This is a genomic window from Sporomusa acidovorans (assembly GCF_900101845.1).
In the GTDB taxonomy this organism is placed as follows: domain Bacteria; phylum Bacillota; class Negativicutes; order Sporomusales; family Sporomusaceae; genus Sporomusa; species Sporomusa acidovorans.
In genome coordinates, this window is record NZ_FNAM01000061.1 from 21162 (window position 1) to 27404 (window position 6243).

The 6243-nt window shown below is 48.7% G+C and carries 8 protein-coding genes and 1 pseudogene; 2 read left to right on the top strand and 7 right to left on the bottom strand.

Annotation, left to right across the window (positions count from 1 at the left end; genetic code table 11):
* Positions 1–18: 18 nt before the first annotated feature.
* From BLR65_RS25575 to BLR65_RS25600, 6 genes are all read right to left on the bottom strand, one after another.
* Entirely contained in the window at positions 19–1374 is a 1356-nt protein-coding gene (locus BLR65_RS25575) for a gluconeogenesis factor YvcK family protein (protein WP_093797161.1), read from the bottom strand.
* A gap of 66 nt (positions 1375–1440) precedes the next feature.
* Positions 1441–2316 (bottom strand): RNase adapter RapZ, encoded by an 876-nt coding sequence (gene rapZ, locus BLR65_RS25580; RefSeq protein WP_093797163.1) that lies wholly within the window; start codon positions 2314–2316, stop codon positions 1441–1443.
* A gap of 35 nt (positions 2317–2351) precedes the next feature.
* Positions 2352–3149, bottom strand: coding sequence for a Cof-type HAD-IIB family hydrolase (locus BLR65_RS25585; RefSeq protein ID WP_093797165.1), 798 nt, complete (start codon positions 3147–3149; stop codon positions 2352–2354).
* A gap of 137 nt (positions 3150–3286) precedes the next feature.
* Positions 3287–3631: a phage holin family protein gene (locus tag BLR65_RS25590; RefSeq protein ID WP_093797167.1), complete on the bottom strand. Its 345-nt coding sequence runs from the start codon at positions 3629–3631 to the stop codon at positions 3287–3289.
* 71 nt (positions 3632–3702) lie between these two features.
* Positions 3703–4221 carry a methylated-DNA--[protein]-cysteine S-methyltransferase gene (locus tag BLR65_RS25595; protein ID WP_093797169.1) on the bottom strand — a complete coding sequence of 173 codons (519 nt, stop codon included), beginning with the start codon at positions 4219–4221 and terminating at the stop codon, positions 3703–3705.
* Positions 4215–5228, bottom strand: a complete 1014-nt coding sequence (locus tag BLR65_RS25600; protein ID WP_093797171.1) for an alpha-hydroxy-acid oxidizing protein — start codon at positions 5226–5228, stop codon at positions 4215–4217. Before BLR65_RS25600 ends, BLR65_RS25595 begins: the two co-directional genes overlap by 7 nt.
* A gap of 148 nt (positions 5229–5376) precedes the next feature.
* On the opposite strand from BLR65_RS25600, the gene BLR65_RS25605 reads away from it, so the two are divergent.
* Entirely contained in the window at positions 5377–5730 is a 354-nt protein-coding gene (locus tag BLR65_RS25605) for a DUF3231 family protein (RefSeq protein ID WP_245693050.1), read from the top strand.
* Positions 5731–5741: 11 nt separating this feature from the next.
* Entirely contained in the window at positions 5742–5915 is a 174-nt protein-coding gene (locus tag BLR65_RS31125; RefSeq protein WP_245693051.1) for a hypothetical protein, read from the top strand.
* Positions 5916–6057: 142 nt separating this feature from the next.
* Here the strand turns inward: BLR65_RS31125 and BLR65_RS30640 are convergent.
* Positions 6058–6243, bottom strand: a pseudogene (locus tag BLR65_RS30640) (hypothetical protein); the annotation flags it as partial.

Consider the following 6243-nt stretch of genomic DNA (forward strand, 5'->3'; position numbering starts at 1 on the left):
GGTCCTCAGTCCTTTAAATCAATCTTTTAGTTTTTTGATACTTTCCGCCATAATGTAATAATCCAATAAGCGCATCCGGTCAGAATTAAGCTTCAAGTCATACACCATCGACATGATGGTGCGCGACAGCCTTGCCGGATCATGGCGCACCAAATTGGTTTCGCTTATCAGGTTGGCTTTGACGACTTTTATACCCAAAGCCTCAATGGCTTCAATATCCGGTACTACCGGATAAGCTCCTTGCTCAGCATAGACCTGACATAATTCCGGTGCTACTTCCTGCACATTGACAACCGCTATGTCAATCGCCCCGGGACCAGCGTGGTCCAGGATGGCTTTAATATGGTCACAAGCCGTATACCCGTCGGTTTCTCCGGGCTGAGTCATAACATTGCATATATATATCTTGACCGCATCACTGTCTCTAACGGCCTCGGCGATACCCTTGACCAATAAGTTGGGGATAACGCTGGTATAGAGACTGCCTGGTCCCAAAATGCAGGCATCGGCATCCAGGATAGCTTCCACGGCGCCCTTAACCGGCAAAACATTCTGCGGTTCAATCACTACTTTTTTAACTTTTTTGCCTGACAGCGGAATTTGCGATTCTCCCCGCACCCTAGTGCCGTCAGCCATTTCCGCGACAAGCTGAACCCGCTCGTTGGTAGATGGCAGTACCTGTCCACGTACGGCCAATACCTTGCTCGACTCTTTAAGGGCCAGCTCAACATCGCCGACAATTTCCGTCATCGCCGCAATAAACAGATTGCCGAAGCTATGACCGGCCAGTTCACTGTGGCCGCCAAAGCGGTGCTGAAACAGTTTTTCCATAAGCGGTTCGGTATCGGCCAAAGCTACCAGGCAGTTACGGAGGTCGCCGGGAGGAATGATTCCCAGTTCTTCGCGCAACCGTCCGGATGACCCGCCGTCATCCGCTACGGTAACCACTGCCGTAAGATTGCTGGTAATGCTTTTTATGCCCCGTAACAATACAGACAGACCAGTGCCGCCGCCGATAACGGTAATAGCCGGACCGCGATTAAGTTTGCGTTTTTCAAAAATAATCTCCACAAGCTTGTCAGACCCCTCGGGTACTAACACGCTAATGACAGATTTGATAATCTGCTGCGTAGCGGCCAGCATAATGCCCAGCCCCATCACCACAATGGCAGTACCGGCAATTGTCGTCACAGCATAATAATATTTGCCGGTGGTCATATAAAACAGGCGGAAGATTGCCTCTTCCACAAAGCCAATATATTTATAGTTAAACACAATGGCCAACCCCATACTGGCACAGATAACACCAGCAGAAAACAAGAGCAGCCAGCGCTTGAACTTCATGCCCGGATACAGCCATTTCAAAAAATGCATTTCTTCACCCCCGAACAGGTGATATGACAACCATTGTGTACCTGTTCTGAACCTCTACTATTTCCATTATTCAATAACATTATGTTTTATATCCCGATGTTCAACATTTACCTTGAAGCCCTTGCCCTTAAGATATTCAAACATCTTCTCGGCAATAAACACCGAGCGATGAAGGCCGCCGGTACAACCGATGGCGATAATCAACTGGCTTTTCCCCTCTTTGATATAATGGGGAACAAGAAAATCAACCAGGCCTGCCAATTTCTCCATAAATTGCTGAGTAACAGGCCATTTCCAGATATAATCGCCCACTATTGGCTCTTGTCCGCTTTTGCGCCGCAGAGACTCAACATAAAAAGGATTAGGCAGAAAACGAACATCCATAACCATATCGGCATCAAGCGGCATTCCATATTTAAAGCCAAAGGATACCACCGTAATCGTCATGCGCTCATGCTCGCGCTCTTCGGCAAACAGAGCCGTAATTTTCCCCCGTAGTTCGGTTGTAGATAGACCGGACGTATCGATGATATGCGTAGCCCGTCCCCTGATTTGTTCCAAGCGGTCCCGTTCCCGGTTAATGCCTTCGCTAATTCGTCCATGAGGCGCCATAGGGTGACGGCGGCGGGTTTCTTTATAACGGCGGATAATGGTGGCGTCAGAAGCTTCCAAAAATAGTATCTCATACAATAAATCCTGCTTCTCCATTCCCTCCAATACCTGGATCAATGTATCAAAAAATTCGCCACCGCGAATATCGACCACCAGCGCAATTTTGTTTACCTTCCCCCCTGATTGCATACACAATTCGGCAAACTTAGGGATCAGCATCGGCGGCAGATTATCCACGCAAAAATAGCCCAGATCCTCCATGGCGCGCATCACTTGAGACTTGCCGGCTCCCGACATACCAGTAATAATTACCAGACGAAAGTTATCCATCATCATGTACACCTCAATTTGTTCATTCCCTGAACTTAACTCAATGCATATTTCTCAATAGCTTCCGCCACACCATCCGCATCATTGTTCAGGGTTCCCAGGCGAGCAGCCGCCTTCACGGCAGCACTGGCATTGTCCATGGCAACCCCCCAGCCGGCATATTGGATCATAGGCAGATCGTTGCCACTGTCACCCACAGCCATAACTTCTTCCTGCTTAATCCCCAGCTTATCGGCTAAATAAGCCAAAGCCAGACCTTTATTGGCCAATGGATGGGTAATTTCCATAAATGTCGGTTTGGATATTGCCATGGTCAGCTTATCCCCAAACTGTTCTTTTACTGTGCGGTACGCTTCCTTAGTGCCTTCTTCCGTTGACATAATGAGCATTTTCGTCGGTGCTTGTTCGGCAGCATAGAGCCGGTCGCCGATGGCATTGGCCGGAGCACCGGACATGCGCGAATAGTAGGATGAATAGTCATTACATTCTTTCACATACAGTTTATCATTGATGTAGGTCTGAATATACCAACCATTTTCCCGGCATAATGCCAGCACCGCCAGGGCAAGTTCCCGCTCTACCGGCCGATGCATCAGAACTTCACCGGACAAACAGGCTTTAATTAAGCCGCCGTTATAGGTAATAAGCGGTACGTCAAGCTTAAGTTGCTTGGCATATGCCAGCGCCGAACAATACATTCTCCCAGTGGCAATAGTGACCGTAATTCCCTTTGCCACAGCCTGGCGGATGGCTTCACAAGCCCGTGGTGAAACAGCTAACTTGCTGTCCAGCAACGTATCATCCAAATCGATTGCGATAAGTTTTATTGTCATTGCTATCTCCTTAACCTGAAAATATATACAGCGTACTAAAGATTTTTGCAGGCGGGTGGTGTCTTGGCTGCGCCTGCAAATTTTTTTAAGGCGGAATATATAGAATTGCAGGATTTGCTGTTACAAGCTTCCTGCAATCATCGGTCGTGTATTATTTTTGATAAAGTTAAGCTGCATAGCGTCATCAACAGCACACCTGCTATCGAGGCCAGCGCACTTGAGATTTGAAAACCCGGCAACGCTTTTACAACCATAAAGGGTGTAAAAATATTGGTCATAAAGGTAATGCCACCCAGTGTCGACAAATTGAACGGCAGGGCAGTCAGCATAAACAGCGGTCTGATCGCGGCGTTTGCCAACCCGATGATTGCTCCGCCCAGCAGCGTTCCCCCTAAGGTATCGACAAAGATTCCCGGCAGTTTAACCGCCAGCATCACTAAAATCGCCGCATTAATAATAATTCGCAGTAAAAAACCGGTCACGCTTCTTCCCCCTCTACGTTACAGCCACATTACTTATTATATCCTATTGGATAAACTTCCTGCAAATCTCCTTATCCTTGCTCCAACAGCAGCAAGGCCCTCTTCATATCCAAACCACCGCCAAAACCGGTCAGGCTGCCGTTAGCGCCCACGACCCGGTGGCAAGGCACAACCAACGGTGTGCGGTTGTTATGCACGGCGCCGCCAACCGCCCTGGCAGCGTGAGGATGACCGACAGCCTGGGCGACATCCTGATAACTAACCGTAACACCATAGGGAATGGCAGCCGTATATTTCAGCACAGCCGTCCGGAACGGACTGTAAAAACGCCAGTCAACCGGCACACTAAAAGTTACCGGAAATCCCAGAAAATATTGACGCAGTTCATTGTCTAACTGTGCAGACCATGACCATGCTTCCTGCCCTTGGGAGAACGGGGTTATGGTTTTGGCAAAAATGTCGGCCAAGGCCGCCGCCTCATCCGGCCGGGGAAACCCCAATTCCCATAAGCCGGCGTCAGACCATACGGCGGCCACCTCACCCCATTTTGTGCGAAGGACACTGTAATAAAGCGCCGCCGGTTCTACCATAAAATCTCCACCGGCACATCGCTCACCTGGTCCGTACCGGTGAGCAGCATAGCGGCACTTAGCTCGGCCTTATATTGATTTAACACCAATTCTACCCCTTCGGCGCCGCCGCCGACAGCCGCAATGGCCAGGGTCCTGCCCAGCAGTACCGCATCCGCACCGAGCGCCAGCATTTTTAGAACGTCGGCGCCGCTGCGAATACCGCCGTCAACCAAAACGGTCATTTTGCCTTTTACCGCCTCCACAATATAAGGCAATACCTCGGCCGTACCGGGAGTATGATCCAGTGCCCGTCCGCCATGATTGGAGACAACGATCGCATCAACCCCGGCCTGCCAGCAGGCTTCCGCATCATCGGGGGTCATAATCCCTTTTACAATAAAAGGAATCGTTGTATGATTTTTGATAAATTCCAGTTCCTCAATAGTTTTCGGTCCTACCGGCTGGCCGGCATTAGTCATATTTACAAGGGCGGCGGCATCGATATCCATACCGAAAGCCGGGCACCCGGCTGCAGCCGCCTGTTTAGCCAGCTCCACTATTTTTTCCGGATCCCGCGGCTTAATAACCGGTATACCCCAGCCCTGCTCCTTCGCTATAGCCGCCATACCGGAATCAAATACGACAGGTTGGGGGCCGTCACCGGTCATGCCGATACTGCCGGCCTTACGACAACCGTTCACAATGGCCTTTGCATATTCTTCTTCCGTCACCGCCCCGTTCATGTTAAGAGCAATGCCGCCAATAGCGGCCCCAATGACCGGCATTGCCAAATCCAAACCTAAGACCCGGCAGGTTAAATCCGTTTTTTTCACACTATGAACCGTTCGCAAATTTAAGCGGCAATCCGCCAAAGCCTGTATGTTGTGATAAAACGCAGACCCTGACCCCAACCCGCCCATACCGGGCACCTCACCGGCACAGGCAACGCCATTGCAAATCGGACAAACCCGGCAGACACCGGCAAACTTTTTTCTGGCTGCCGTTTTAATACTATTTATATCCATATAATATCCTCCCGGAATTCGATGTGCATACTTTGTTAAAATTCTTTTATATCTGTCAAATTCCTGCCATAGCGCTGCCTGCGAGTATAAAATTCATGATATTGACCATATTACAACTAACACCAGTTATATTGAGGAGGCTGTTATAATGACTGTAATGGACAAGATAAATTCGCAAACCCGTACCATTATGAATAAGGTTTTTGATCAGGAACCCCTCAATTATCTTGAGGCTGCCGGACTCTACGGTATTGTCGCCCAGGGGCGTTTCAACATCGCTGTGCTGCAGGTTATGTATAATCATACCAATGATTCCGAACTCAAGGATCTGATTAAAGAGGCGATTGACAATCACTCCGAAATGACGATTGAGGAAGCGGAAGATAAACTCATTAAAAGCGACGGCCATACCCCCCCATCCATTTTGTCACCCGCAATCTTCACGATTCGCCGGTTAATATCCCCGATGATGCCCGGCTGTCCGATCAGGAAATTGCGATAGCGGTCGGCACCATGGCCAAAGCCTCCCAAATGACACTGCTCACCGGCCTGCACAACTGCTACCAACCGGATGTTGCTCTAATGTACCGCAAAGCCTTGGATCACGGTTTAGATTTTGACTATCGCCTGCTGCAGCTTATGCTAAAACAGGGTTGGCTGCCTCATCTTGCTAAGCTTTCCCATTGAGTCAGGGGACGGTTATTGTGAAAACAACAGAGTCCCCGAAGCTAAAAAAAGGTATAACAAAATAGGCCTACAGTCTTAGGCAAATTTGTAGGGTACTTATATTAACTATTGAATAATTACAAATACGTATTGTATAGTAGAGTTAGCTATTATGTAGTGGTGGCGATGAGTATGCCTTTAAGGCAATAATTGGGTCGTAGAACTCGCCAGATTGTAACAGCTTATAAATAAGCGTTAGAATCTTTCTCGCCACCGCAATAATAGCTTTCTTTTTGCCCAATTTTCCCTGATGTGACCAAAACCAAAGTGCAAACGGACTATTGCGTAC